Genomic DNA, 24774 nt, shown 5'->3' on the forward strand with positions numbered 1-24774 from the left:
AGGGGGTACGCGAAACAGCGTGCGGTGTTATTCCCGGAAGACGCAGAGCGTAAGATGTCGCCGTCGCAGCGGCGGACGGTGCGACTGATGACGCCAGAAGAAAGAGAGGCGTTGCGGAACGGCAAGCGCGGCGACCAGCGCCATGACAAGCATCAGCAGCGGCAGCGCCGCATCAAAGACCGGCGTGCTGGCGCTGAGGGATTTTGCGCTCAGCGCACAGGGCTTGTCACTGCTGGCGGAGGCATCCTGTGCGCCGGACTCACTCAACACGGCAGAGACGGTAACAGGCTGAACGGGCATACTGAAGCTGCGCTGTACCAGACAAAATGCCAGCACCAGACAGACGAGTGCCAGGATCCACGTTGCGCGTTGGGGCGATATCATCATGCCGCAGCCTCAGAGAAAAGTGCGGGCATTTTATGTAACGCCGCCGCAAACGCCAAGTTTTGCCGTGTAAACTTTTGTCGGGACAGGCAGCGGCGCCGGTGTGTACCGGTTTAGTGCCGGTTGATCAGCAGCCGCCAGCGCCGCCGCTGACGCACCAGCCGCCGGAAAAGCTGCTGCATGCGCGGCAGCGTCAGGGCAGAGACCGCCTCAGGCGTCAGGATCGCGCCGCCCGCTTCGCGCCGCAGCAGATCCTGCGCCACCTGCCGGTTAGCGTACGGCTGGCAGCGTTCCCGCAGCGTCTGCTGCCATGCGTGCAGCATTTCGGCATCACACTCGCTCAGCGCCGTCTTCATATCCAGCAGAAAGCGCCGGCAGTGGGCCAGCAGGCGTACCCAGTCGATATCGGGCGACTGCAGCGCAAACAGCAGTCCATCCACATCGGCGCAGCGCTCATAGCGGGCCGTGACCACGTAGCCTATCTGTTGATCCACACGCAGCCGCTGAAAAAAGCGCGGTGCCAGAAACAGCCCCAGCGCCTGCAGCGCCGCCAGGCTGATATCATCCGGCGTCGTCAGGGGGATAAACAGCAGCAGCGCCTGGTCGCGCCCCTGGCAGGCGACGGGCGTAATGCCGCGCCGCAGCGGTGGCGGCGCAGAGGGCGCTGTCTGTTGCCTGAGGCTCGCCAGACTCTGGGCGGCGCAGTGATTGAGGTGCCGATCGTGCCCGCACCACGCCGCCTGCCAGCCGCGGACTGCCGCCGGATACAGCAGCTGAAACGGCAGCGTCTGCAGCAGCTGGCGGATAACAATGGTCGCGGGTTCAGGCGGGTCGCCGGCCTCATCCGCTGCGCTCAGCTGCGCCGTGATAGCCGGCAGCAGCTGCCAGGCCACGGCGGCGTCGGCCGGAATATCCAGCAGCAGCTGCCAGATCCCCTGCTGCTGCTGCCAGACGCCACGCCCACCCAGATGACGCAGCTCTGCCAGCAATGGCCGCAAACGCCGCTGACAGGCCACTCCTGCGTGGTCAGCCAGCGGCTGGTAGCACGCCGGGCGCAGCAGCAGCGTCTCCGCCGGCTCAACCGGCAGCGCCTGCGGTAACGCGGCTGCGCTGCCGCAAAAACCTGCCGCGGCAGCCTGCAGGGCGCGCGGCGGAAACTGCCAGCGCACCGCCGCCGGTAAGTCACCGCAAAGCACGCTGCTGCTGCAGCGCAGCGTAAATCCCTGCGTGATGCAGGTCAGAGCATCGCTCAGCGGCTGCCGGGTCAGCAGGCGCAGCCGGCCAGCCTGCGTCAGCTGGCGGATCGCCAGGACAAGGTCAGGAGGCAGATCGGCCGCAGGCGCTTCTGCTGCCGCCCGCAGCCGCAGCTGACGCAGCGGCGTCTCAGCGCGGAAGTCGCGCTGCGCCAGCTGCAGATAGTGCTGATGCTGGCGCTGCGTATTGTGCTGCACGGCCTGCAGATGCTGCCAGACGCGCTGCTCTATATGTCGGGCCTGCGCAGGTGAGATCTTCGCTGCACTGAAGCGCAGCGCGAGCAGCGCGTGCCGGGTATCCTGCCACAGCCAGCTGACCTGCAGCGTGTCACACGCGCCCTCACTGCGCAGCTGATGCAGCAGGCCGCCTTCAGCCTCATCGAGCCAGTAGCTGCGCAGCAGAGTGACACTGTCACTAAGTGTGCGATCGAAGGGGGTTAAAAGCGTCAGCCAGAATGCGTTCTCACCCGGCAGCTCAAGCTGCGCGAGCGCATGGCTGCCGGGCTGCCGGGGCACCACCGGCAGCGCCGGTACCTCGCCGCCCGGCAGGCGATCAAAAGCTGCGGCCAGCGTTGCCAGCTCATCCAGCGACTGCGGCCCGGAGAGCCAGAGCTCCAGACTATTTGCCGTAAAGCGGGTCTGATGGAAGTGGCGCAGCGTACGCTGCAGCTCCGTGACGTTGTCACCAAAAGCCGCCCTGCTGCCGGCGCGAAAGCGCCTGAAGCGCCCGCCCAGCGCGTGCAGCAGCGCCGCCTCGCTCAGCGTCTCGCTGTGGCTCTGCAGCAGCTGATACTCGGCATCGATAACGGCGCACTCCTGGCGGATGGCGTCAGGCGCGAGGTTCGGGGCGATCAGCATATCCGCCAGCCGCGTAACGCCGCCTTCCAGCGCGGCGGCCGGCAGCTGAAAAAACCACGCGCTGCGGCTGAGCTGGGTGGTGGCGTTGACCTCGCCGCCCTGTTGCTGCACCCACGGCATCAGGCGCTGGCTGCCACTGAAGCGCGCGCTGTCGCAGAACAGCAGATGTTCGAGCAGATGCGCCAGTCCGGGCCAGCGATCGGGCTCATGCAGGCTGCCGGCCCCGACCTGCACCAGCGCCGCGGCCTCGCGGGCGTCAGGCTGGTGATACAGGTGGCAGCGCAGGCCGCTGGCCAGCGTCAGGGTACGCTGCATCATCAGAGACGCTGTTTGACAATCAACGCGGAGTTGGCCCGGTTACGGAACTGCAGCTGGGCAATTTTAATATCGCTGCAGTTTGCCTCACGCCGCGCCTCGAGGATCTGCCCGTGATGCGGCGATTTGCTGCAGACCGGGTCGGTATTGTCGGCGTTACCGGTCAGCATATACGCCTGACAGCGGCAGCCGCCGAAATCTTTCTCTTTCTCATCGCAGGAGCGGCACGGCTCCGGCATCCAGTCAAAGCCGCGGTAGCGGTTAAAACCAAACGAGTCATACCAGATCGACTGCAGGCTCTGCGTCAGTACGGAGGGAAATTCAACTGGCAGCTGGCGCGCGCTGTGACAGGGTAACGCGGTGCCTTCCGGGGTTACGCTGAGGAAAATTGAGCCCCACCCGCCCATGCACGGCTTGGGACGCTCTTCATAATAGTCCGGCGTCACAAACAGCAGATTGGTCAGGTTGCCGCTCTCGCTCATGCGCGCCCGGTAGCGTGCGACCGTCTCTTCCGCGCGGGCGATCTGCTCGCGCGTCGGCAGCAGCCCCTCGCGGTTCAGGTGCGCCCAGCCGTAAAACTGGCAGGTTGCCAGCTCAACGTCATCGGCATCCAGCTCGATACAGAGGTCGATGATTTTATCGATCTGATCGATGTTGTGGCGATGCAGCACAAAGTTCAGCACCATCGGGTAGCCATGCTTTTTCACTGCCCGCGCCATCTCAAGCTTCTGCTGAAACGCTTTTTGCGAGCCAGCCAGCGCGGCGTTCAGCGTTTCATCGCTGGCCTGAAAGCTGATCTGAATATGGTCCAGACCGGCGTCCGCAAAGGCGTCGAGCTTTTTCTCTGTCAGGCCAATGCCGGAGGTGATCAGGTTGGTGTAAAAGCCAAGGTCGCGCGCGGCGCGGATCAGCTCGGGCAGATCTTTGCGTACCAGCGGCTCGCCGCCGGAGAAGCCGAGCTGTACGCTACCCATGGCACGCGCCTGGCGGAACACCTCAATCCACTGTTCAGTGGTCAGCTCTTTCTCCTGCTGCGCAAAATCGAGCGGATTAGAGCAGTAAGGACACTGCAGCGGGCAGCGATAGGTCAGCTCCGCCAGCAGCCAGAGCGGCGCATTGACGGCAGGTTTATTCGGGTTCACGACACTGGATCCATTTCTGTTCAACGGCTGACTGCAGGAAATCTTTCACGTCGTCGCCGACGCCGCCAGCCTCGGGAAAACGGGCGTCAAGCGTGCTGACGATCGCGGCCACATCCTGCTTACCGGTCACCAGCTCCAGGATGGCCGCTGCCGTTTCATTCAGTTTCGCCATGCCTTCCGGATAGAGCACGACGTGGCTCTGCTGCGCGGCTTCCCACTGCAGACGATAACCGCGCCGGAAAGCGGGGATCAGGGTATCTTTCATGCGCTTACACCAATCTTGTTGTGTGCCAGGCCGCCCGATCGGTGACCGTATGATAAGGCGGACGCTGCAGCACATAGGCCATAGTCATGGCGTCAAGCATCGTCCAGAGAATATCGAGTTTAAACTGCAGGATCTCCAGCATGCGGTTCTGCTGTTCCGCCGTGGTAAAGCGCTCCAGCGCCAGCGCCAGCCCGTGCTCAACGTCGCGGTTAGCCTGGCTCAGGCGGCTGCGGAAGTAGAAATACCCCTCCTCTTTGATCCACGGATAGTGCTGCGGCCAGCTGTCGAGGCGCGACTGATGGATCTGCGGCGCAAACAGCTCGGTCAGGGAACTGCACGCCGCTTCCTGCCAGTCAGCGCGCCGGGCAAAATTGAGATAGGCGTCAACGGCAAACCGTACGCCAGGCAGCACGTGCTGCTCCGACAGCAGCGCCTCACGCGTCAGGCCTACCGCCTCACCCAGCTGCAGCCAGGCTTCAATGCCGCCATCGCCATCGTGACTGCCGTCGTGATCGAGAATGCGCTGTACCCACTTACGCCGCGTGGCCGGATCGGGGCAGTTGGCCATGATCGCGGCATCTTTCAGCGGAATAGTGGTCTGGTAATAGAAACGGTTTGCGACCCAGCCCTGGATCTGCTCGCGCGTTGCCTCACCGTTATGCATCGCTTTATGGTAAGGGTGATGAATATGGTAGTAAGCGCCTTTGGCGCGCAGCGCCTGTTCAAACGCCTCGGGGGTCAGAGCGTCGGTGATCACGATGCGGACTCCTGCAGATGGATCGCCATCCCGTCCTGGCTCACTTCAATGCCCTGCTGCGTCAGAAACTGGCGCTGCGGCGAGTGTTCGTCGAGGATCGGATTGGTGTTGTTAATATGAATAAGAATTTTGCGCTTTGCCGGCAGCGCGGCCAGTAGCGCCATCAGGCCCTGCTCTTCAGCCAGTGCCAGATGGCCCATCGCCCGTCCGGTGTTTTTGCCGACGCCGGTGGTCAGCAGTTCATCATCCTGCCAGACGGTGCCGTCAATCAGCAGGCAGTCCGCTTTCTGCAGCCACGGCATGATCACCCCATCCGGTTCGCCCAGACCCGGCGCATAGAGCAGCGTCTGTCCGCTGGCGCGGTTTTCTATAAACAGCGCCACGTTGTGCCCCGGCAGCGGCCGGTCGCGGTACGGAGAGTAAGGGGGGGCGTTGCTGAGAATCGGGATCGCAGTAAACTGCAGATCGGGACAGACCGCCACGCTGAACGGCTCAAGCGGCGTCAGCGCATGATGCTTCAGGCCGCCGTTCCAGTGCTGCAGCATGGTAAAGACAGGAAAACCGCTGGTAAGGTCGGCATGCACTTCAGGGGTGCACCATACCTGATGCGGGCAGCCTTCGCGCAGGCTGAGCAGCCCGGTGGTGTGGTCAATCTGACTGTCGGTCAGAATAATACTGCCGATCGCGGTGCCGCGCAGCACCCCTTTTTTCACCAGCTCAGGCGTCTGCGCAATCTGCTGACTGATATCAGGCGAGGCGTTGCATAACACCCAATTTTCTCCGTCATCACTGACGATAATTGAGGACTGGGTGCGCGCCTGCGCCTGAATGGTGCCGTTACGCAGACCGCTGCAGTTGGCGCAGTTACAGTTCCACTGCGGAAAGCCACCGCCTGCCGCTGAACCGAGAACTTTAATAAACATGTGAAAGACCGAAGCAGAAAAAGAGAATGCCCGCACGAGCGGCGGGCAGAGAGTCTTAGCGGTTGGAGATGTACAGTGTCACTTCCAGGCCCAGACGCAGGTCAACAAACTCAGGTTTTTTCCACATAGTGTTCTTCCTCATCAATGAAAACGCAGAGCAGGCTCTGCCATAAATGCCGCTGGCGACTGCAGGCAGTACACCAGGCGCGGCGATGTTGCGCCAATGTCGCGCGGAGATCAACCCTGATTCATCAGGGAAACGCGGTTCAGGCCTGCCAGATCTGACGCAGCACGCGCTGCCAGTTGCCCCACGCGAGCTGTTCAGTCAATGCCTGATCATAGCCGAGACTTTGCAATAGCGCATAGAGCCGCGGTAAACCGGTAACATCTTTTAACGTCGCCGGTACGCTGATGCCGTCAAAATCCGATCCCAGCGCCACGTGATCGCGGCCCATAATAGCGATCAGATGCGCGGCGTGTTTAACAATTTCCGTCAGCGCGGTGCTGTCATCGCGTTTTCCGTCACTGCGCAGGAAGGCGTTGCCGAAATTTATCCCCACCACGCCGCCGCTGTCGCGAATGGCGCGCAGCTGATCGTCAGTCAGATTGCGCGGCTGTGCGCAGAGCGCGTGCGCGTTGGAGTGCGTGGCGACCAGCGGCAGCGTGCTGAGCCGCGCCGTCTGCCAGAAGGCTTTTTCATTCATATGCGAGAGATCGATAACCATACGCTGCTGACAGGCCAGCGTAATCAGCTGCTCCCCCTCCTCCGTCAGCCCGTCACCGCTGTCGGGCGATCCGGGAAACGCGCCGGTGACGCCGTGACCAAAGCGGTTAGGCAGATTCCAGAATGGCCCGATGCTGCGTACGCCAGCCTGATAAAACGCCTGCAGATCTGCGCCGGCACCGTCGAAACCGTCGGCGCCTTCGATATGCGCCACCAGCGCCAGTACGCCATCGCGCCGGCAGGCGGCAATCTCCTCCGCGTTCAGGCAGAGCCGGGCGCGTCCGCCTGATTCCGCCGCCAGCGTTTTCAGAATCGCGAGCTGCTGCCAGAGAATGGTGAGCGGCGGCAGCTGCTCCCCGGCGCGCTCAGGCGCCACCTCGCTGAGATAGCCAGCCGGGGGCACAAACAGCGCAAACAGCCCGCCGCCAAAGCCGCCCTGCTGCATGCGCGGAAAGTCGAGATGCCCGGTTTCTGTACCGGAGAAAAATGCGCGCGCCGGATCGTCGCGATGATGCAGCCAGAGCCGCAGTAACAGGTCGTTGTGACCGTCGAACGTAATAAATGACATAGCCTGCCTGAGCCGGAAACCGTGCCGCTATGCTACGCGCCCGCACCGCTTTCGCCAACCTGTCCGTTTTGCACGCTTGGTTGTCCGCTACGCGCAGGCGGGCAGCGATCCACCTGCGCCACACTACAGGCTCTGCTAAAGGAGACGACGATGCTGACTCACCCTGCTGATAAATATTACCCGACCCCTGTGCTGCCGCTGGCCGATCGCCAGTGGCCGTCGCGCCAGCTCACTCATGCGCCGCGCTGGCTCTCAACGGATCTGCGCGACGGCAACCAGGCGCTGGCGGTGCCGATGGACAGCGCCCGCAAGCTGGCGTTCTGGCAGCTGCTGCTGCGCTGCGGCTTCAGCGAAATTGAGGTGGCCTTTCCTGCCGCATCGCAGACCGACTATGCGTTTGTGCGGGAACTGATCGAGAAAGATCACATTCCGCCCCATGTCACCATTCAGGTGCTCACCCAGGCGCGCAGCGATCTGATCGATCGCACGTTCGACGCGCTGACGGGCGTCCGGCAGGCGATTGTTCATCTCTACAACGCCACCGCCCCGCTGTTTCGCGAGCGTGTGTTCTGCCAGAGCAAAGCGGAGATTGTCGCCCTGGCGTGCAGCGCCGCCCGCCAGATCCGCGACCGCTGTGCCGCGCAGCCTGATACGGCGTGGACGTTTCAGTATTCACCGGAAACGTTCTGCTTTACCGAGCCGGACTTTGCGCTGGAGATTTGTGAAGCGGTAGCGGCGATCTGGCAGCCTGGCCCGCAGCGACCGATGATTATCAACCTGCCCGCCACGGTGGAAGTGAACACGCCTAACGTCTACGCCGATCAGATTGAATACTTCTGCCGCCACTTCAGTCAGCGTGCGGCGGTGACCATCAGCGTACATCCGCACAACGATCGCGGTACCGGCACCGCCTGCGCCGAGCTGGCGCTACTGGCGGGGGCCGATCGCGTCGAGGGCTGCCTGTTTGGCAACGGCGAGCGCACCGGCAACGTTGATCTGGTGACGCTGGCGCTGAACCTCTACACCCAGGGCGTGGCACCGGGGCTTGATTTCAGCGATATGCAGCAGGTGATTGAGACGGTGACGGCGTGTAATCAGCTGCCGCTGCATCCGCGCCACCCTTATGCCGGTGAGCTGGTCTTTACCGCCTTTTCCGGCTCCCATCAGGACGCCATCCGCAAAGGCTTTGCCGAACGTGCAGCGCGGCAGGAAACCCGCTGGCAGATCCCCTACCTGCCGCTCGATCCGCGCGACATTGGCTGCAGCTATGAAGCGGTGATCCGGGTTAACAGCCAGTCGGGCAAAGGCGGCAGTGCCTGGCTGCTGGAACAGAACCACGGACTGCAGCTGCCGCGCGCGCTGCAGCAGGATTTCAGCCAGCGGGTGCAGCAGCAGACTGACACGAACGGCGGCGAGATGACGCATCATGCCCTCTGGCAGCTGTTCTGCCACCACTACGGCCTGACGCAGCCGGCGCGCCAGCTTGACACGGCGGAGAGCCAGAGTGACGAACGGGCAACGTGTATCCGCCTGCAGTTTACGACGGCATCGGGCGGGCGCATGCTGAATGGCAGCGGTAACGGCCTGCTTTCCGCCGCCGTCAGCGCGCTGCAGCAGCACTACGGGCGCGCAATCGCCATTGAGGATTACCATGAACATACGCTGGGTAAACGCAGCGACAGTCGCTCGGTTGCCTATATCTGCTGTACTGACGCAAACGGCAAACGCGCCTGGGGGGTGGGAATCGACAGTGACGTAACGCGCGCCTCGCTGCAGGCGCTGCTCAATGCGGCGAACGCCTTTCTGCCGGCGGAAAGTAGCCCGCCGGTGAAACGCCCAGCACGCGGCGAAACATCGCGCTGAACGCACCCGGACTCTCGTAGCCGAGATCCAGCGCCACCCGCAACACGCTCTCTCCCTGCGCCAGCCGCATCAGCGCCTGGCTCAGCCGGGCGCGCCGCAGCCAGTCGCCAAAGCGCAGTCCGGTTTCGCGGCTGAAATGGCGCGACAGCGTGCGCTCTGCCACGCAGAGTTCCGCCGCGGCCTGCGTCAGCGTCCACGGCTCTCCTGCGCTCTGCTGGATCCGGGTACAGAGCGCCAGCAGGCGCGGGCTTTGCGGCATCGGCAGGTCAAACGGCAGCACATTCATCACCCTGATCTCATCGAGGATCAGCTCATAAATGCGTTCGCTGCGGCTGCCGGGAGAGTAGCCCTCCGGCAGCGACAGCGCGCTCACGATCAGTTCACGCAGCAGCGCGGAGATCTGCACCACCTGACAGCTGGCCGGCAGATCAGCGCGCGCCAGCGGATCGATAAACAGCGTGCGGGCAGCGACCTGGCCGCCCGTCTGCAGCGCATGCCGCGTGCCGGCTGGCAGCCAGACCCCGCGGCTGGGCGGCACCATCCAGCTGCCGTGCGCCGTCTCCACCCGTATCACGCCGCTCAGAGTATGGATCAGCTGCGCACAGGTGTGATAGTGCCACGGCTCGCGGGCACCGTGCGCGTAATCGTGCGCAAAGGGTATCAGCGGGCGCCGGGAAAAATCGAAGCTTATCTGTTTACTCATCTCCGCGCTTCAGCCAGGCGTAGACGGAGGCCAGATCCTGTTCGCCGTAGCCCGCCTCCACTGCCTGCTGCCAGAGCTGCGCAATGTTCTCCAGCGCCGGCAGCCGGGTCTCTCCCGCCGCCTCCAGCGCCAGTTTCGCATCCTTCAGTGCCCAGGTAAGCTGCATCTGCGGGGTGTAGTCGTCGCTGGCAATCGCGCCGAGTTTGACCTTCGCGTAGGGGGCCGCCAGCGGACCGCCCTCCAGCACCTGCCACAGATCGTCAGTGCTGAAACCAAACTGCTCTGCCAGCCGCGTGCTCTCGGCCAGGCTCTGCATCAGGCCAATCAGCCAGCTGTTCACCACCAGCTTCATGCGCGAGCTGGCGCCCGCCTCGCCCAGCCACTGCGTGCCTTTGCCGATCGCGGCAAACACCTGTTCTGCATCCTCAGCCCGCGTGCGGTCACCGCTGGCCAGCACCAGAATCTGGGCGTTTTCCGCCGGCGCTTTGGTGCCGGAGACCGGCGCATCAATAACGTTGATATCGGGACGCGCCGCGGCGATCTGTGCGATCAGTGCGTCGGTTGCCGCGACGCCAATGGTGCCCATCTGTACCAGAGTGGCATTCTGCTTCAGCACCGGCGCAATGCGCGCCGCCACGTCGCGGGTGGTATCTCCATCGGCCAGCATCGTGATCACCACATCCGCCTGCGCAGCAGCAGCTTCCGCGCTGCCGCTCAGCTGCAGGCCTGCCGCCTCCAGATCTTCTCCTTTAGACCGGGTACGATTCCAGCCCTGCACGCGAAACCCTTTTTTCAGTAAGCTGGCGGCGAACGCATGGCCCATCGCTCCCAGACCCAGTACGGCTACAACCGGTTGCTGACGCATTTTCTCTCCTGATGATGTAAGCACTTCTCTTTACAGTGACAGAAAGCGTAGTACGCAGCCAGAGGTGCGTGGCGCGACGATAACGTTTTCATCATACCGGCCACGATCCGCGCGGTTTTTTACGCTTTTCAATCAAATGACATAACCGGTAACATACCGCTCACTGAGCTTTTCTGATTTCTCTCTTTTTCTGACGGTTCTGATTATGAATATTGCTTTACTGCGTCAGGCGCTGCTGCTGCCGGCGCTCCTGCCGCTGCCCCTGTTCGCCGCAGATAACGCGGAGCGTACGCTGGTGGTCAGCGCGGCACCCGCGGCCAGCGGCCTCTCTGAACTCGATACGCCCGCTGCGGTAAGCGTCGTGAGCGGCGAGGATATGCGCCGCGCCGCGCCGCGCGTCAATCTGTCAGAGAACCTCGCCAGCGTGCCTGGCCTGCAGATCCTCAACCGGCAGAACTACGCCCAGGATCTGCAGCTCTCGGTGCGCGGCTTTGGCTCGCGCTCAACGTTTGGCGTACGCGGCGTTCGTCTTTACGTCGATGGTATCCCCGCTACCATGCCGGACGGCCAGGGGCAGACATCGAATATCGATATCGGCTCGGTGGCGCACGTGGACGTGCTGCGCGGCCCCTTTTCAGCGCTCTATGGCAACGCATCAGGCGGCGTGATTAACGTTGAAACCGCCAGCGGCGAACAGCCCCCTGTGCTGGAAGCGGGCAGCTGGTACGGCAGCTTTGGCAGCTGGCGCAACAGCATAAAGGCCAGCGGTGCGACGGGAGCCGGCACGCAGCCGGGCGACGTCAGCTACACCCTTTCCGCTTCACGGTTTACCACCCACGGTTATCGCGACCACAGCGCCGCACAGAAAAACCTCGGTAACGCAAAGCTCGGCGTGCGCATTGATGAGGTGAGTACCCTGACGCTGCTGTTTAACAGCGTGCATCTGGAGGCGCAGGATCCGGGCGGCCTGACCGACGCACAGTGGCGCGATAATCCGCGTCAGGTTGCCAGTAATGTCTCTCTCTATGACGCCCGCAAAAGCGTGGATCAGACCCAGGCGGGCGTGCGCTATCAGCGCGAGATGAGCGAGCATGACGACCTGAGCCTGATGCTCTGGGCCGGCGAGCGTGAAACCACGCAGTATCAGTCCATTCCGGTTGTGGCGCAGAACAGACCCGGTCATCCCGGCGGCGTGATTGCGCTGACGCGCCACTATCAGGGTATCGATACGCGCTGGACCCATCGCGACGCGCTGTTCAGCGTGCCGGTGACGCTGACCGGCGGTCTCGACTATGAGACCATGACGGAAAAGCGCAAAGGCTACCGCAACTTTACCCCGGACGGCACGCTGGGCGTGCAGGGCGAGCGCCGCCGCGATGAGCGCAACCGGATCTGGAACCTCGATCCCTATTTACAGAGCGCCTGGCAGCTGACGGACGCGTGGTCGCTGGATGCGGGCGTGCGCTTCAGCACGGTGAACTTTACCTCGGACGATCGCTACGTTACCGAAAGCGATCCCGACGACAGCGGCAGCCGTCGCTATCACCGCTGGCTGCCGGCCGCCGCGCTGAATTACGCTATCGATTCGGGCTGGAACGCTTACCTCTCCGCCGGACGCGGCTTCGAGACCCCCACGCTGAATGAGCTCTCCTATCGCACCCGCGCTACCAGCGGCCTGAACCTGGATCTGCAGCCCGCCACCAGCGAGACGCTGGAACTCGGCACGAAAAAACGCCTCGGCAACGGCCTGCTCAGCGCCGCGCTGTTTCAGACCGATACCCGCAATGAGATTGTTTCAGCCGGCAGCTATGAAGGACGCTCAACCTTTAAAAACGCCGGTGAGACGCGCCGCCGCGGTCTGGAGCTGGCGTTCGACCAGCAGATTGGCTATGACTGGCAGCTGAAAGCGGCGTGGACGCTGCTGGACGCCCGTTACCGCAGTAACGCCTGCGGTGACGAGAGCTGTCGCGGCCATCGTATTCCGGGCATTGCGCGTAACATGGCCTATGCGGGCATAGCGTATGCGCCGGAACAGGGCTTTTACGCCGGGGCTGACGTGCGCTATCTGAGCGATATTGCGGCCAATGATGAGAACAGCGTGCGGGCGCCCGCCTACACGCTGGCTGGTCTGAACAGCGGCTACAAGTGGCACATCAGCGACTGGACGCTGGATCTGTTTGGCCGCGTGGATAACCTGCTGGATCGCCACTATATCGGCTCGGTGATTGTGAATGAGAGCAACGGACGCTACTACGAACCGGCGCCGGGTCGTAATTACAGCGCCGGTCTTAATGTAAGCTACACCTTTAACTGACCGCCCGGTGCCTGACCAAATCAGGCACCGGCAGACCTTACTCCGCCAGCAGCGCCAGTACCTCTGCGGTGCTGCCGGTCTCACCCAGACGCGGAAAAATGCGCGTGACGCTGTTTTCATGCGTGTGCGCATCGAGGCAGGTCATGGCGTCGGTGGCCAGCGTCACGTTATAGCCGAGCGCATACGCCTCGCGCGCGGTCGACTCTACGCCAATGCTGGTGGCAATGCCGCACACCACCACCTGCGTGACGCCGCGCTGCTGCAGCTGCGCGTGCAGGTCGGTCTGATGAAATGCACCCCAGGTTTTTTTCGTGATGCAGATGTCATCCGCTTGCGGCTGCATCTCCGGCACCAGATCTGCCCAGTCGGCAGGTAAACCAGCGTCATGGCGCGGCATCTCATTGCGCCCCGGCGCGCCGCCCGCGACGTTAACCCGTACGACCGGCAGACTGCGCGCGTGAAACGCGCCAGCCAGCTCACCGGCGCGCGCAATCACGTCGTCAGCGCTCAGCGGTGCCACCGGCAGACGGACAATGCCGTGCTGCAGGTCAATGATAATCAGGGCGGTGTGTGCATCAAGCGTGGTTAGTGCCATGGGGACTCCTCGTCAGTTCGTTAGCAGAGAGATAGTGTATCAGACTGTGGAAACGCAGCGGCGTGGCGAGCGGATTCGCGTAACTGTGCGGTTTATCGGCGGCAAACTGATACGCCTCACCCGCCCGCAGCCGCTGCGCGCCCTGCTCCAGGCCCAGCAGCAGCTCGCCCTCCAGCACCACCACCTGTTCAATGACCCCGGCCTCGTGGGCAGAGGAGCTGCTCTGCGCGCCGCCGGCGAGCGTCACCTCAAGCAGATCAACCCCTACCCGGCTATCAAACGGCAGCAGCGGGCGAACCTGCATCTGTGCGCTGGCCTCGCTGAATACCGTGGTGCTGGCGGAGTGTGGCGCGCTGCCGTGGATAAAGCGGGAGAATGGCACGTTGAAGCCGGTCACGATCTTCCACAGCGTAGCTACCGTGGGGCTCGATTCGCCGCGCTCAATCTGTCCCAGCATCGCTTTACTGACGCCGGTACGGGCGGCCGCCAGCGTCAGGCTCCAGCCCCGCTCCTGACGCAGCTGCTTCAGCGTCTGGCCTAACTCGTGTTGCAGATTATCCATATCGTCTCCTGAAAGCGTACCCTCCAGTGTATCACTTGTCGCGGCAGGGCACGCGTGCCACAATGTGCGTTATAACGCACAACAGGACGTTTTCTATGCATCTGGCTGACACCCGCTCTCTCCCGTTTATTCCGCTGCTGGTCGCCGGTTTTGTCGCCGTGCTGGTCGGCTACAGCAGCAGCGCTGCCATTATCTGGCAGGCGGCGCAGGCGGCGGGAGCCACACCGGCGCAGACCGCCGGCTGGTTTACCATGCTGGGGCTGGCGATGGGGGTGGCCACGCTGGCGCTCTCGCTGCGCACCCGCCTGCCGGTTATTGCGGCCTGGTCAACGCCGGGTGCAGCGCTGCTGGCGACCAGCGTGGAGGGGCTGAACCTGAATGAGGTCATCGGGGTGTTTGTGGCGGTTAACCTGCTGATCCTGCTGAGCGGCGTAACCGGGATATTTGCCCGGCTGATGCGCTTTATTCCGCCCGCGCTCGCGGCGGCGATGCTGGCGGGTATTTTACTGCGCTACGGCATCGGCACCTTTACCGGCCTGGAAAGCAACGCCGTGCTGTGCGGCACCATGTGCCTGGTCTGGCTACTCTGTCGCCGCTGGCTGCCGCGCTACGCCATTATTCTGGCGCTGATCGCCGGGGCGGGCGTCACACTGCTTCAGCAAAGCGTGATCCTGCCGCCGGACTCCTTCAGCTTTGCCCTGCCGGCACTTGTGATGCCGCACTTTACGCTTGCCGCTCTGACCGGCGTCGCGCTGCCCTGTTTTCTTATCACCATGGCCTCACAGAATGCGCCCGGTATCGCCACGCTGCAGGCGCACGGCTATCAGCCGCCGGTCTCCATGCTGACCAGCTGGACCGGGGCCATCGCGCTGCTCTGCTCGCCGTTTGGCGGCTTTTCGGTCTGCGTGGGGGCGATCTCAGCCGCTATCTGTATGGGCGATGAGGTCGACCCCGATCCGGCGCGCCGCTGGATCGCCGCCGTCTGCGCCGGGGGGTTCTATCTGCTGGCCGGGCTGTGCGGCGCGCTGATTGCAGCGCTGCTCGGCGCGCTGCCCGCCGTGCTGATTGCGACGCTGGCGGGTCTTGCGCTGCTTAATACCCTCGCCGGCAGTTTGCAGCGCGCGCTGCAGGAGCCGGATCAGCGCGACAGCGCCATTATTACCGTGATGATCACCGCCAGCGGCATCTCTCTGGCCGGTATCGGCTCCGCCTTCTGGGGCATGGCGGGCGGCGTGCTGGTCCATCTGCTGCTGACCGCTCGTCGCCGCGGTTAATCCGTAACCACTTCATACCGGAGCCGGGGAAAAACAGCCTGTTTACCCCCTCTTTTCGCGCCTTTGATTTTCCGTATTTGGCTTAAGATCACTTTTACGCCATCAATACACGATGTTTTGCACGTGACCTCCATCGATAAGGGCCAACGAGTGGCAAAAACTTTTCTGCGCAGCGGCAAGCTGGATTCGGTACTGGCTCTGGGTGAGAGCGGCCAGCCGGTATGGATCTCCGCGCTGCAAATTCGCGAAACGCTGCGGCTGCGTCATCAGGATGCGCTCGCCAGCTGTCTCGCTATTCCGCAAGCCAGCGACAGCGGCGATCGCCTTGACTGGTACGCCCCGCACGCGGGTAAGGTCAAATCCTGGCTCGCCGCCAGCGACAGCGAGCGGCGCCGGGCGCTGGAGCTGCTGACGCAGTACCAGCAGGCGCTGCAGGCGCTGAGCGAACGCGCGCGCGCGGCGGACAAGCCGGCGCTGCGTCTGTTTGGTGCGCTGCTGGGCAAAAGCTTTCAGTTTCCCGATCAGCAATATGTCTATCTGGTTGACGCTAAACCGGTGATCACCTTCTGGGGCTTTGTGGATCCGCTGGCGCGCACGCGCGATGACGCCCTTGCCTGCCTGCGCGACACGCTGGAGCTGATGCTGCCGGCGCTGGTAGCAGAACCTGAGCCCTCCGTCATACCGGAGCCGGTGCGTACTGAACCGGTTGCTGAGCCTGAACCAGAAACTAAACCTGAACCTGAAGCCGTTACGGCGTCTGAGCCGGTATCGCCTGAGGCACCGCCGGTGGCAGAACCGGCAGCGCCCGCTCCGGTCCGCCGCCCGTCCCGCCTGCGCCCGCTTGCCCTGCTGCTGCCGGCGGCGGCAGTAGCCGCGGGCGTCACGCTCTGGATGCAGCGCAGCGAAACGCCTGCGCCCGCGGCTGACCTGACGGCAGCCGTAGCCCCCGCCCCGGTCAGCGCGCCGGTTCTGCCCGGCGTACTGGTCAAAGCTGCGACGCTCTCCGCGACGCTGCCGCAGCGTATGGCTGCGGCTCCCGCGGCACCGGCGGACGCCGCACCGCCAGAAATTGTGGCGGAACATACCGAAGCGGCAAAGGCGGATGACCTGGTTATGACCACGGATGACGCCCGCCTCGGCTCGGTGAAATTTATCGACGGCACCTGGCGCGTGACGCTGCGGCAGACCAACCTGCCTACCGGCAAACCACCCAGCCTGCGTTATAAGATCCGCAACGGCAAAGGCACCGCCTGGATCAGTCAGGGCGATAATATTCGCTGTAAAGCGGATATCACCGCTGCGATGACCAGCGCCGGAACCATGGTGGTACGCAGCCGCTATACCGCCAGCTGCAGCGACAAGTCGCGCTATCGCATGCCGGAGCTGATATGCAAAGCGGGCGACGGTATTGCCAGCTGTAACGCACAGTATGGGGCTGAACAGGCCTTCCCGTTGACGATTAAGCGTGAGAGTAAGTAACCATGTTGGCTCCTCTGATTGATGACAAACAGAAAATCACGCTGATTGAAGCGAGCGGCGTGCAGTTTCTCGACTTTGGTCTGCGCCTGCCTTCTGCTCAGGCGCGCCGCCAGTTTGTGCGCCAGACCGCCAACGGTCCGCTGCTGCGCCTGCACGTGGATGGCAATAACGGTAAATTCCTGCTCTACCCGGAGGAAGGAGGCGCGGCCGAGGTCGTACGCCCGGAGTCGGATGTCGCCCTGACCGACTCCCTCGCCCTGCTGGCTAATCAGTGGCTGCCGCTGCCGGTGCTGCGCTGCACCAGCGGTCGCCGCTTTATCGGCGGTCCCGATAACTGGGCGCGCGCCCGCCTTGCGCCGCTCAGCGAACCGGATGCAGCGGGCCATACGCACCGCATTACCCTCGCCTTTGACACCCGGCTGGTACCGGAAGCAGAAGGCGGTGAACAGCTCGGCCTGAGCGCGGCCGACGCGCAGAACGGCGTGAGTTTTGCGCTGGCGTGGCACAACTATGAGCTGGGCGAGTTTCTTGACCTGACCTGGGTCGACGGCTGGCTGCGTGAGACCTTTGTGCAGCGGGCGGTCGCGCTGGAATCGCGCGGGGAGCTGGCGCTGACGCAGGCGCTGCGCGAGTTTGAGTATCAGGCGCATTATCTCAATCTGCTGGAGCTGCTGGGTGAGCAGCTCGATCTGGCGGAGATCGCTATTCAGGCGGCGTCGCTGCAAACCCCGGCGGTCAGTGTGGATCTCATTCTCGATGTCGGCAACTCGCATACCTGCGGCATTCTGGTGGAGGATCACCCGGAAGAGAGCAACGGCCTGCGTCAGACGTATGAGATGCAGCTGCGCGATTTATCGCAGCCGCACCGCGTGTATAACGAACTGTTCGACAGCCGGCTGGAGTTCGCAGAGGCGAGCTTTGGCAAAGCGAGTTTCTCACTGCAGAGCGGGCGCGATAACGCATTTATGTGGCCTTCGCTGACCCGCGTGGGGCGCGAAGCGAGCCGTCTGGCGCTGCAGCGCGCCGGCACGGAAGGCAGCACCGGTATCTCCAGCCCGCGTCGTTATCTGTGGGATGAGGCGCGCTATCAGCCAGGCTGGCGCTTTAACGCTGGCGGTCAGAGCGAAGAGGCGCAGGCTATTGCGCTGCCCTTTACGCTGATGATCAACGATGAGGGAGAGCCGCTGCAGGCGCTGCCGGAAGAGGATCGCCTGCCGGTGTTTTCCGCCAGCTACAGCCGCAGCGCGCTGATGACTTTTATGCTCTGCGAGCTGCTGGCGCAGGCGATGATGCAGATGAACAGCGTCGCACAGCGCCAGCGCATGCCGCAGAGCCAGGCGCCGCGCCAGCTGCGGCATGTGATCCTGACGCTGCCCTCCGCGATGCCCAAGCCGGAGCGGGAGATATTTCGCCGCCGCATGCAGGAGGCGCTCGCCCTGGTGTGGCAGGCGGAGGGCTGGGACACAGCGCCCGCGCACCGCCCGCTGCCGGATGTGCAGATGGAGTGGGACGAAGCCACCTGCGGCCAGATGGTGTGGCTGTTTAATGAAACGCAGGTGAACTTTGCCGGGCGGGCGGAAGATTTTTTCAGCAGTATGGCGCGCCCCGATCGCCCGCGTGAGAGCGATGAGCTGCCGGGCAAAAGCCTGCGCATCGCCTCAATCGACATCGGCGGTGGCACCACCGACCTCGCGATCACCCAGTACCGGCTGGATGATGGCCAGGGCAATAATGTGAAAATTACGCCGCGCCTGCTGTTTCGCGAAGGCTTTAAGGTTGCCGGCGATGATATTCTGCTGGATGTGATCCAGCTCTGGATCCTGCCGGCGCTGCAGCAGAGTCTGCAAAAAGCGGGCGTCACCCTGCCCGAGCCGCTGATGCAGAAGCTGTTTGGCCACGACAGCCGGATGGATGGACAGGCGACGCTGCGTCAGCAGGTTACGCTGCAGCTGTTTATCCCGCTGGCGCAGGCGGTGCTGGAGCGGTATGAGAACTGGGATCCGCTCGACAGCCACAGCGAGATCAACGCGCTGTTTGGCGAACTGGTGCCGCAGCAGCCGGCAGGCGCGGTGCTGGCGTTTGTGAATGGCGAAATTCAGCGCACGCTGGGCAGCGAGAGCCGGTTTGATCTGCTGCAGGTGCCGCTGGTGGTCAGTATGGCGCAGCTGCACGGCGAATTTTTGCAGCACCGTATGGCTATTATCCCGGCGCTGCGCGCCATGTGCGAAGTGGTGTCGCTCTATCAGTGTGATGTTCTGCTGCTGACCGGCCGGCCGTCGCGTTTCCCCGGCATCCAGGCGCTGGTGCGTCACCTGCAGCCGCTGCCGGGCAGCCGTATTCTGTCGCTGGAGGGGTATCACACCAGCGACTGGTATCCGTTTAATAAACAGGGACGCATCGATAACCCGAAATCAACCGCGGCGGTGGGCGCGATGCTCTGCCTGCTGGCGCTCGATCTGCGTCTCAGCAGCTTCTGGTTCCGCGCCGGTGATTTTGAGCCCTATTCGACCATTCGCTATCTTGGCGTTCTGGATGAAAATGCCACGCTCAGCGATGATAATCTCTGCTACAGCGAAATCGATCTCGACAGCAGCAGTTTTGCCCTGGATCGCAAAAGCAGCTTTCGCATTCGCGGCAACGTTTGCCTCGGTTTTCGTCAGCTGGAGAACGACCGCTGGCCGGCGTCGCCGCTCTACAGCCTGAGCATTACCGACCCGCAGCTGGCGCGCAAAGTCGCGGGCGAAAGCGTGCTGCGTATTAAGCTGGCGGCAGAGCCAGGACCAGATAATAACGGGCCGGAGCGGCTGATCCTCAGCGATGCGCGGCTGGATGATGGCACGCGGGTGCCGCTGGAGCAGCTGAGCCTGAAGCTCAATACCCTTTCCGGCAGCGGCAATGCCAACGCGCAATACTGGATTGACAGCGGGAGCGTCTGTAAACGATGAGAACGACCAGAAAAACCACCGCCACCCCGGCTAAGCGACTGAGCCTGCTGCGGGAAACGCTGGACAGCGCGCTCGGCTGGATCGATGCCCAGCAGCCGCACTCGCCGCGCCTGGCGCTGGAAGCAGATACGCTGCGCCTGCAGCTGCGCCGCGCGCGCGCTGAGAGCCAGGCGCTGGCGCTGCAGCTGGCGCGTCCGGTTACGCTGGCGCTGTTTGGTCAGTCGCAGGCGGGTAAAGCCTGGCTGCTGAGTGAGATGGTGGGCGATGCGCAGGGTCAGCTGATGACCCGATTCAGCGACAAAGTGCTCAACTATTTTCAGCATATCAATCCCGGTAATCTCGATTTCGCTGCGGCCACGCGCTTTAGTCACCAGCGTGAAGCGACCTCCGGCACGTGGCCGGTTGAGCTGACCCTGCTTAATGAAGCGGAGCTGATCCGATTGCTGCTCGCCAGCGCCCGCATTGAGCGTGACGGCGCGGATATCCGCACCATTGAGACCACGCTGCAGCGCCTGCAGCGTCACCGCCAGAGCGAGCCACAGCCCGGCGCAGAGAGCGACGCGCTCATCACCCTGTGGGGATGGAGCCGCCGTCATCATCGTCACGCGGAAGCGCTGGATCGCCATTTCTGGCCCCAGGCCGCCGAACTGGCCCCCTGGCTGAGCGTTGACGATCGCGTACAGCTTTATGCCCTGCTCTGGCCTGGTCAGCCTGCCCTGAGCGACACGCTGCGTCCGCTGCTGCACCTGCTTCAGCAGCTGCGCCACGCGCCGCGCGTGCTGGCGCCGCTCTCGCTGCTGGTGGATGATGCGCAGCTGCCGGCTGAAAAGCTGATCGGTCACGACGCCGATCTGCAGGAGATGATTGAGGTCTGTCCGGTGGTAGCCAACCGCAGCGGTAAGCCACAGCGGGTCGCGCTCGGCGAGCTGGCGCTGCTGACGCTGGAGCTGACCATACCGCTCAGCTCCACGCCGCGTCAGGCGCTCTATGATGAGGCGGACATGCTGGATCTGCCTGCCCCCGGCACGCTACCCGATCGCCAGCTGCAGGAGGAGCAGGCACAATTGCGTCTGCGCGATCCGCTGCGTGCGCAGCTGCTGGAGCAGAAGCGCGCCCTGCTGCCCGGTTTTTATGCCACGCGCCAGGGCATTGACCTGATGCTGATCTGCACCGCCGCCAGCCAGCGCCACGACGCCGATCCCGCCGCCAGCGCGCTGCGCGAGTGGCAGATGCAGCAGAGCGTAAGCAGCGGCAGCGAAAAACCGCGTCTGATCTGGGCGATAACCCCTTACGATGCGCGCTATCAGGCGCAGCAGATCAATGTCGACGAGGCGGTGCAGCGTCAGATTGGCCAGCCGGGTCAGAGCTGGGGCTCAATGCTGGCGCAGGATCGCGCAGGCGTCGATCGCATGAGCAGCTGGCTGCAGGAAGAGATGCAGCCCGAGGCGCGTCGCGACCGTCTGGCGCTGCTGACGGGCGCGCTGCAGCAGAAAGTCGCGGCCCGGCTGCAGCCGTGGACAGAAGCGAGCGCCTCGCCCGAGCAGGCGCTGCGTAAACAGACCATCGCCGATACGCTGCTGAAATGTCTGCAGCACCGCACCGGCCTGCACGGTGAGCTGCTGGAGCGGCTGCAGCCGTCGCGTGATGCCGTGCGCCAGCTCTGGCTGAGTCAGAGCAGCGGCGCGGTAACGGCGCACAGCGGCAAGCCCGCTGCGGAGCAAAGCTATTTTGGTATCGGCTTTGAGTTCGATCTGTTCAGCGACGCGCCCGCTCCCGCCGGCGAGCCGCAGCATACGAGCGTCCGCAGCGAGCAGCAGTTTCCGCAGCAGGTTCTGACGCTGTGGCTGGCGCATCTGCGCCAGCTGCCTGAGAACCGCAGCCTGCTGACGCTGCTGAACGTCGACAAGCCCACCATGGAGCTGCTGACCGAGGAGCTGATTGCGGCCAGTTTTCGTCTTAAGCTGCTGGCAAGGCTGCAGAGTGCGCTGAATGAGCCGGACAGCAGCACGTATGAAGCACGCACCGATCGTCAGGTTTCGCGCGCCATGACGGTGCTGGGTGATTTTGTCGCCTGGCTCGGTTTTTTACAGCGTCCGGAGAGCGAGCGCCCTGAAAGTCGCGTAAACCGGGGGCAGACGATTTTTTCCCGTCCGCCCGCGCCGAGCGTCAGCTTCTCGTCAGGCCAGCGCCTGACGCGCCTGACGGCTGCGCCCGCTAATCATACGGCGTTCTACATCTATGACTGGCTGGTCGGACTCAACCAGCTGATTGTGGAGAATAATGGTTATACGGGCGGCAGCGATCTGCCCGCCGGCGCGCGGCAGACGCTGTCGGTGCTGCTGCTGCCGCTGCACGCCTGATCAGCGCCAGACGAGGCGCAGCTCGCCCTCCAGCAGCTGCGCCGCCTCCTCAAGCAGCGCCAGTACCGGCGCAAACTCCGCCTGCTGCGCGGCCTGCTCTGCATGTATCAGGCAGATCGTTGCCGGCAGCGCCATGCCGCCGGTCAGCCAGTCCCACAGCGCGTCCAGATTTGCGCCGACAGCAGCAGGCGCACCGCTCTGCGCATTCAGCGCCTGATAAAACGCCGCGCGGTCGCGCAGCGTGGCGAAGTCGATATCTATAGTCAGCACGCTCAGTGCACCTTTCTGAAACTGCGATAGTGATCGCGGGTGAGGTAGATCAGCCCGTCGGAGGAGTAGATCAGACGGTCAGCGCCGCGGCGCCCGCAGCGATAATTGACGTCCGCCTCATACCACTGCCGTCCCGCCTGACGCGGCAGCTGCTGTTCGCGATTGCTGAAGCGGTCACCGCCGATGGCGCGTCCTGGCAGAACCTCGCACAGATTGCCTTTATCCGGCTCCCAGCCCTGACGGCGCGCGGCCGCTTTGGTCAGGTAAAAATCGGGCAGACGCTGATGCTGCACCAGCCAGTCCGCAACGCGTTCAGCCTGCGTCAGCGCATCAATGGTGGCAGAAGAAGAAGTTGTGGCGTGGCCAGCCGTGGGATCGGCAGGCGGAGTGCTAACCTGTGGCCGCAGCGCGGTCCAGCAAACAATGACGATCGCCAGCAGGCCGATCCAGCGTAATATTGACATCGCGACACCCCTGAAAAAAGGAGGTCAGCATAGCAGATTCAGGCGGGAAATTGACGCGGGCCAGCGTGGCTGGCCCTGGCGGAGAACTTACTGCATGGCACCGGGTGCATGTGAAGCGTGACGACGCCACGCGCCGGGCGCTACGCCATACTGGCGCTTAAAGCTGCGGTTAAACGACTGCTGTGAATCAAAGCCCAGCGAAATCGCTACGTTCAGAATAGGCTCGTTGGTCGTGGTGAGCCGGTCCGCTGATTTTTTCAGCTTTTTCGCCCGGATATATTCGCCCAGCGGATAACCGGTGTGCTCTTTGAACATACGCTGCAGGTGCCATTTGGAGTAGCCCGCCCGGTCAGCCACGGTATCAAGATCCAGCCGTGCTTCGATATTGTTATCGATCCAGTCAATCAGATCGTGCATAAACGCGTCGCTCATCATCCCATTCTCTCCCGTCGCCGTTACAAACAGTATCAGTATCAGTTGCAGTTACACTTTAAGGGTGACTGACTATCGCACTTAATGCAAGTTTTATTATTACATTAAATGCCGCACATAAAGCAGGGTTTTTCTCTCTGCGCTGAGCGCCCGTCAGACCGCACATAAAGTGTATCAGATATTCTTGCAGATGCACTTCGCCGCGACCTACACTCCTCCCGATTAATGCAATCGTTAAAGTTGCATATTTTTACGTCGTCTTTCGTGCTTCATCAACGTGGAATAACAATAATGTCCGGAAAAAAAGACAGGGTTCGTCAGGCTATTGGCCTGGCAGGCGCGGCACTGCTGGCAGGTTTGCTGGCGGGTTGCGATCGCGGCGTGGCGCAAAACGCTCCGCCGCCGCCGCCGGAGGTGAGTGCGGCACAGGTGATCCGGCAGCAGGTCAGCGAGTGGGATAACTTCAATGGCCGGATCGAGGCGGTCGAGAGCGTTCAGCTGCGCCCGCGCGTTTCCGGCTATATCGACCAGGTAAACTATCGCGAAGGCGATGAGGTTAAAAAAGGTCAGGTGCTGTTCACCATTGATGACCGCAGCTACCGTGCCGCGCTGGCGCAGGCTGAGGCGCAGCTCGCCGGTGCGCGCACGCAGGCGGCGCTGGCGCGCAGTGAATCGGATCGTACCGATAAGCTGATCAACAGCCAGGTGGTATCCCGCGAGATCTGGCAGCAGCGTCGTTCGGCCACGCAGCAGGCGCAGGCGAGCGTGCAGGCGGCGCAGGCGGCGGTTGATATGGCCCGCCTCAACCTGAGTTTTACCCGCGTGACCGCCCCGATTGATGGCCGCGCCAGCCGCGCGCTGATCACCGCCGGCAATCTGGTCACCGCAGGCGACAGCGCCAGCGTGCTGACCACGCTGGTTTCCCAGGATCGGATGTATGTCTGGTTTGATGTCGATGAGGCGACATTTCTGCACTATCAGCAGCTGGCGCGCCAGGGCGAACAGCGCGGCGCCCTGCCGCTGCAGGTTTCCCTGACCGGCGAACACGGCTATCCGCATCGCGGCACGGTGGATTTTCTGGATAACCAGCTTACTGCCAGTACCGGCACCATTCGCATGCGCGCGCTGCTCGATAACCCGCAGCGCGAACTGACGCCGGGGCTGTTTGCCCGCGTCCGGCTGCCGGGTCGTGCCGATTTCACCGCGCTGCTGATTGATGACAAGGCGATTCTCACCGATCAGGACCGCCGCTATGTCTACATTGTTGATGCCGCAGGCAAAGCGCAGCGGCGCGATATCCAGCCTGGCGATCTCTCTGGCGGACTGCGTATTGTTCAGCAGGGTCTGCAGCCAGGCGATCGCGTGATCGTAAACGGTCTGCAAAAAGTCTTTATGCCCGGCATGCCGGTACAGGCTCACTCAGTCGCAATGCGCCCCGCTCCTTAACCGAGACCCTACT

The 24774-nt window shown here is 63.1% G+C and carries 22 protein-coding genes; 7 read left to right on the plus strand and 15 right to left on the minus strand.

Annotated elements, in window-relative coordinates; all coding sequences use genetic code 11:
* Window positions 1–27: 27 nt before the first annotated feature.
* The 8 genes from DBY66_RS01670 to DBY66_RS01705 form a co-directional block, all read right to left on the minus strand.
* Window positions 28–387 carry a hypothetical protein gene (locus tag DBY66_RS01670; RefSeq protein ID WP_108569304.1) on the minus strand — a complete coding sequence of 120 codons (360 nt, stop codon included), beginning with the start codon at window positions 385–387 and terminating at the stop codon, window positions 28–30.
* Window positions 388–497: 110 nt separating this feature from the next.
* Window positions 498–2813, minus strand: a complete 2316-nt coding sequence (pqqF, locus tag DBY66_RS01675; protein ID WP_108569303.1) for a pyrroloquinoline quinone biosynthesis protein PqqF — start codon at window positions 2811–2813, stop codon at window positions 498–500.
* Entirely contained in the window at window positions 2813–3952 is a 1140-nt protein-coding gene (pqqE, locus tag DBY66_RS01680) for a pyrroloquinoline quinone biosynthesis protein PqqE (protein WP_108569302.1), read from the minus strand. The genes pqqF and pqqE overlap by 1 nt, the downstream gene beginning before the upstream one ends.
* Window positions 3939–4217, minus strand: coding sequence for a pyrroloquinoline quinone biosynthesis peptide chaperone PqqD (pqqD, locus tag DBY66_RS01685; protein WP_039384271.1), 279 nt, complete (start codon window positions 4215–4217; stop codon window positions 3939–3941). The genes pqqE and pqqD overlap by 14 nt, the downstream gene beginning before the upstream one ends.
* Window positions 4218–4221: 4 nt before the next feature.
* The gene (gene pqqC / locus DBY66_RS01690; protein ID WP_039384270.1) at window positions 4222–4977 is read right to left on the minus strand and encodes a pyrroloquinoline-quinone synthase PqqC; all 756 of its coding nucleotides are present in this window, start codon (window positions 4975–4977) and stop codon (window positions 4222–4224) included.
* Complete coding sequence (gene pqqB / locus DBY66_RS01695) at window positions 4971–5897, minus strand: pyrroloquinoline quinone biosynthesis protein PqqB (protein WP_039384267.1); 927 nt, start codon at window positions 5895–5897, stop codon at window positions 4971–4973. The genes pqqC and pqqB overlap by 7 nt, the downstream gene beginning before the upstream one ends.
* A gap of 55 nt (window positions 5898–5952) precedes the next feature.
* The gene (gene pqqA / locus DBY66_RS01700; RefSeq protein ID WP_010617686.1) at window positions 5953–6024 is read right to left on the minus strand and encodes a pyrroloquinoline quinone precursor peptide PqqA; all 72 of its coding nucleotides are present in this window, start codon (window positions 6022–6024) and stop codon (window positions 5953–5955) included.
* Window positions 6025–6163: 139 nt separating this feature from the next.
* Window positions 6164–7189, minus strand: a complete 1026-nt coding sequence (locus DBY66_RS01705; protein ID WP_039384263.1) for a dipeptidase — start codon at window positions 7187–7189, stop codon at window positions 6164–6166.
* A gap of 150 nt (window positions 7190–7339) precedes the next feature.
* On the opposite strand from DBY66_RS01705, the gene leuA reads away from it, so the two are divergent.
* Window positions 7340–9052 carry a 2-isopropylmalate synthase gene (gene leuA / locus DBY66_RS01710; protein ID WP_071668799.1) on the plus strand — a complete coding sequence of 571 codons (1713 nt, stop codon included), beginning with the start codon at window positions 7340–7342 and terminating at the stop codon, window positions 9050–9052.
* On the opposite strand, the gene DBY66_RS01715 is transcribed toward leuA, so the two are convergent.
* The gene (locus DBY66_RS01715; RefSeq protein WP_104084950.1) at window positions 8973–9755 is read right to left on the minus strand and encodes a helix-turn-helix transcriptional regulator; all 783 of its coding nucleotides are present in this window, start codon (window positions 9753–9755) and stop codon (window positions 8973–8975) included. The genes leuA and DBY66_RS01715 overlap by 80 nt on opposite strands.
* Window positions 9748–10620, minus strand: coding sequence for an NAD(P)-dependent oxidoreductase (locus DBY66_RS01720; RefSeq protein ID WP_071668798.1), 873 nt, complete (start codon window positions 10618–10620; stop codon window positions 9748–9750). Before DBY66_RS01720 ends, DBY66_RS01715 begins: the two co-directional genes overlap by 8 nt.
* A gap of 205 nt (window positions 10621–10825) precedes the next feature.
* Here DBY66_RS01720 and pqqU point away from each other — a divergent pair, with 205 nt between their 5' ends.
* Entirely contained in the window at window positions 10826–12934 is a 2109-nt protein-coding gene (gene pqqU, locus DBY66_RS01725) for a TonB-dependent receptor PqqU (protein WP_199559910.1), read from the plus strand.
* Between the two features lie 37 nt (window positions 12935–12971).
* Here the strand turns inward: pqqU and DBY66_RS01730 are convergent, their stop codons facing one another.
* Together DBY66_RS01730 and DBY66_RS01735 are read right to left on the minus strand one after the other, a co-directional pair.
* Window positions 12972–13529 (minus strand): isochorismatase family protein, encoded by a 558-nt coding sequence (locus tag DBY66_RS01730; protein WP_108569301.1) that lies wholly within the window; start codon window positions 13527–13529, stop codon window positions 12972–12974.
* Window positions 13510–14091 (minus strand): helix-turn-helix transcriptional regulator, encoded by a 582-nt coding sequence (locus DBY66_RS01735; RefSeq protein WP_039384250.1) that lies wholly within the window; start codon window positions 14089–14091, stop codon window positions 13510–13512. Before DBY66_RS01735 ends, DBY66_RS01730 begins: the two co-directional genes overlap by 20 nt.
* 62 nt (window positions 14092–14153) lie before the next feature.
* On the opposite strand from DBY66_RS01735, the gene DBY66_RS01740 reads away from it, so the two are divergent.
* The 4 genes from DBY66_RS01740 (at window position 14154) to DBY66_RS01755 (ending at window position 22149) form a co-directional block, all read left to right on the plus strand.
* Window positions 14154–15365 carry a benzoate/H(+) symporter BenE family transporter gene (locus DBY66_RS01740; protein ID WP_108569300.1) on the plus strand — a complete coding sequence of 404 codons (1212 nt, stop codon included), beginning with the start codon at window positions 14154–14156 and terminating at the stop codon, window positions 15363–15365.
* A gap of 150 nt (window positions 15366–15515) precedes the next feature.
* Entirely contained in the window at window positions 15516–16844 is a 1329-nt protein-coding gene (locus tag DBY66_RS01745) for an SrfA family protein (protein ID WP_108569299.1), read from the plus strand.
* A gap of 2 nt (window positions 16845–16846) precedes the next feature.
* A complete protein-coding gene (locus DBY66_RS01750) occupies window positions 16847–19789 on the plus strand; it encodes a virulence factor SrfB (protein ID WP_108569298.1) in 2943 nt (980 codons plus the stop codon).
* Window positions 19786–22149 carry a virulence factor SrfC family protein gene (locus DBY66_RS01755; RefSeq protein WP_108569297.1) on the plus strand — a complete coding sequence of 788 codons (2364 nt, stop codon included), beginning with the start codon at window positions 19786–19788 and terminating at the stop codon, window positions 22147–22149. Before DBY66_RS01750 ends, DBY66_RS01755 begins: the two co-directional genes overlap by 4 nt.
* On the opposite strand, the gene DBY66_RS01760 is transcribed toward DBY66_RS01755, so the two are convergent.
* From DBY66_RS01760 to DBY66_RS01770, 3 genes are all read right to left on the minus strand, one after another.
* Window positions 22150–22419 (minus strand): barstar family protein, encoded by a 270-nt coding sequence (locus tag DBY66_RS01760; protein ID WP_039384240.1) that lies wholly within the window; start codon window positions 22417–22419, stop codon window positions 22150–22152.
* A gap of 2 nt (window positions 22420–22421) precedes the next feature.
* Complete coding sequence (locus tag DBY66_RS01765; RefSeq protein WP_104084813.1) at window positions 22422–22883, minus strand: ribonuclease domain-containing protein; 462 nt, start codon at window positions 22881–22883, stop codon at window positions 22422–22424.
* An 87-nt stretch (window positions 22884–22970) separates the two neighbouring features.
* Entirely contained in the window at window positions 22971–23318 is a 348-nt protein-coding gene (locus DBY66_RS01770; RefSeq protein ID WP_039384236.1) for a helix-turn-helix domain-containing protein, read from the minus strand.
* Between the two features lie 288 nt (window positions 23319–23606).
* Between DBY66_RS01770 and DBY66_RS01775 the strand changes: the two genes are divergently transcribed.
* Window positions 23607–24761 (plus strand): efflux RND transporter periplasmic adaptor subunit, encoded by a 1155-nt coding sequence (locus DBY66_RS01775; RefSeq protein ID WP_108569296.1) that lies wholly within the window; start codon window positions 23607–23609, stop codon window positions 24759–24761.
* The last annotated feature ends 13 nt before the right edge of the window (window positions 24762–24774 follow it).

The sequence above is a fragment of the Pantoea sp. RIT413 genome (assembly GCF_003057675.2).
Lineage (GTDB): Bacteria > Pseudomonadota > Gammaproteobacteria > Enterobacterales > Enterobacteriaceae > Pantoea > Pantoea eucrina.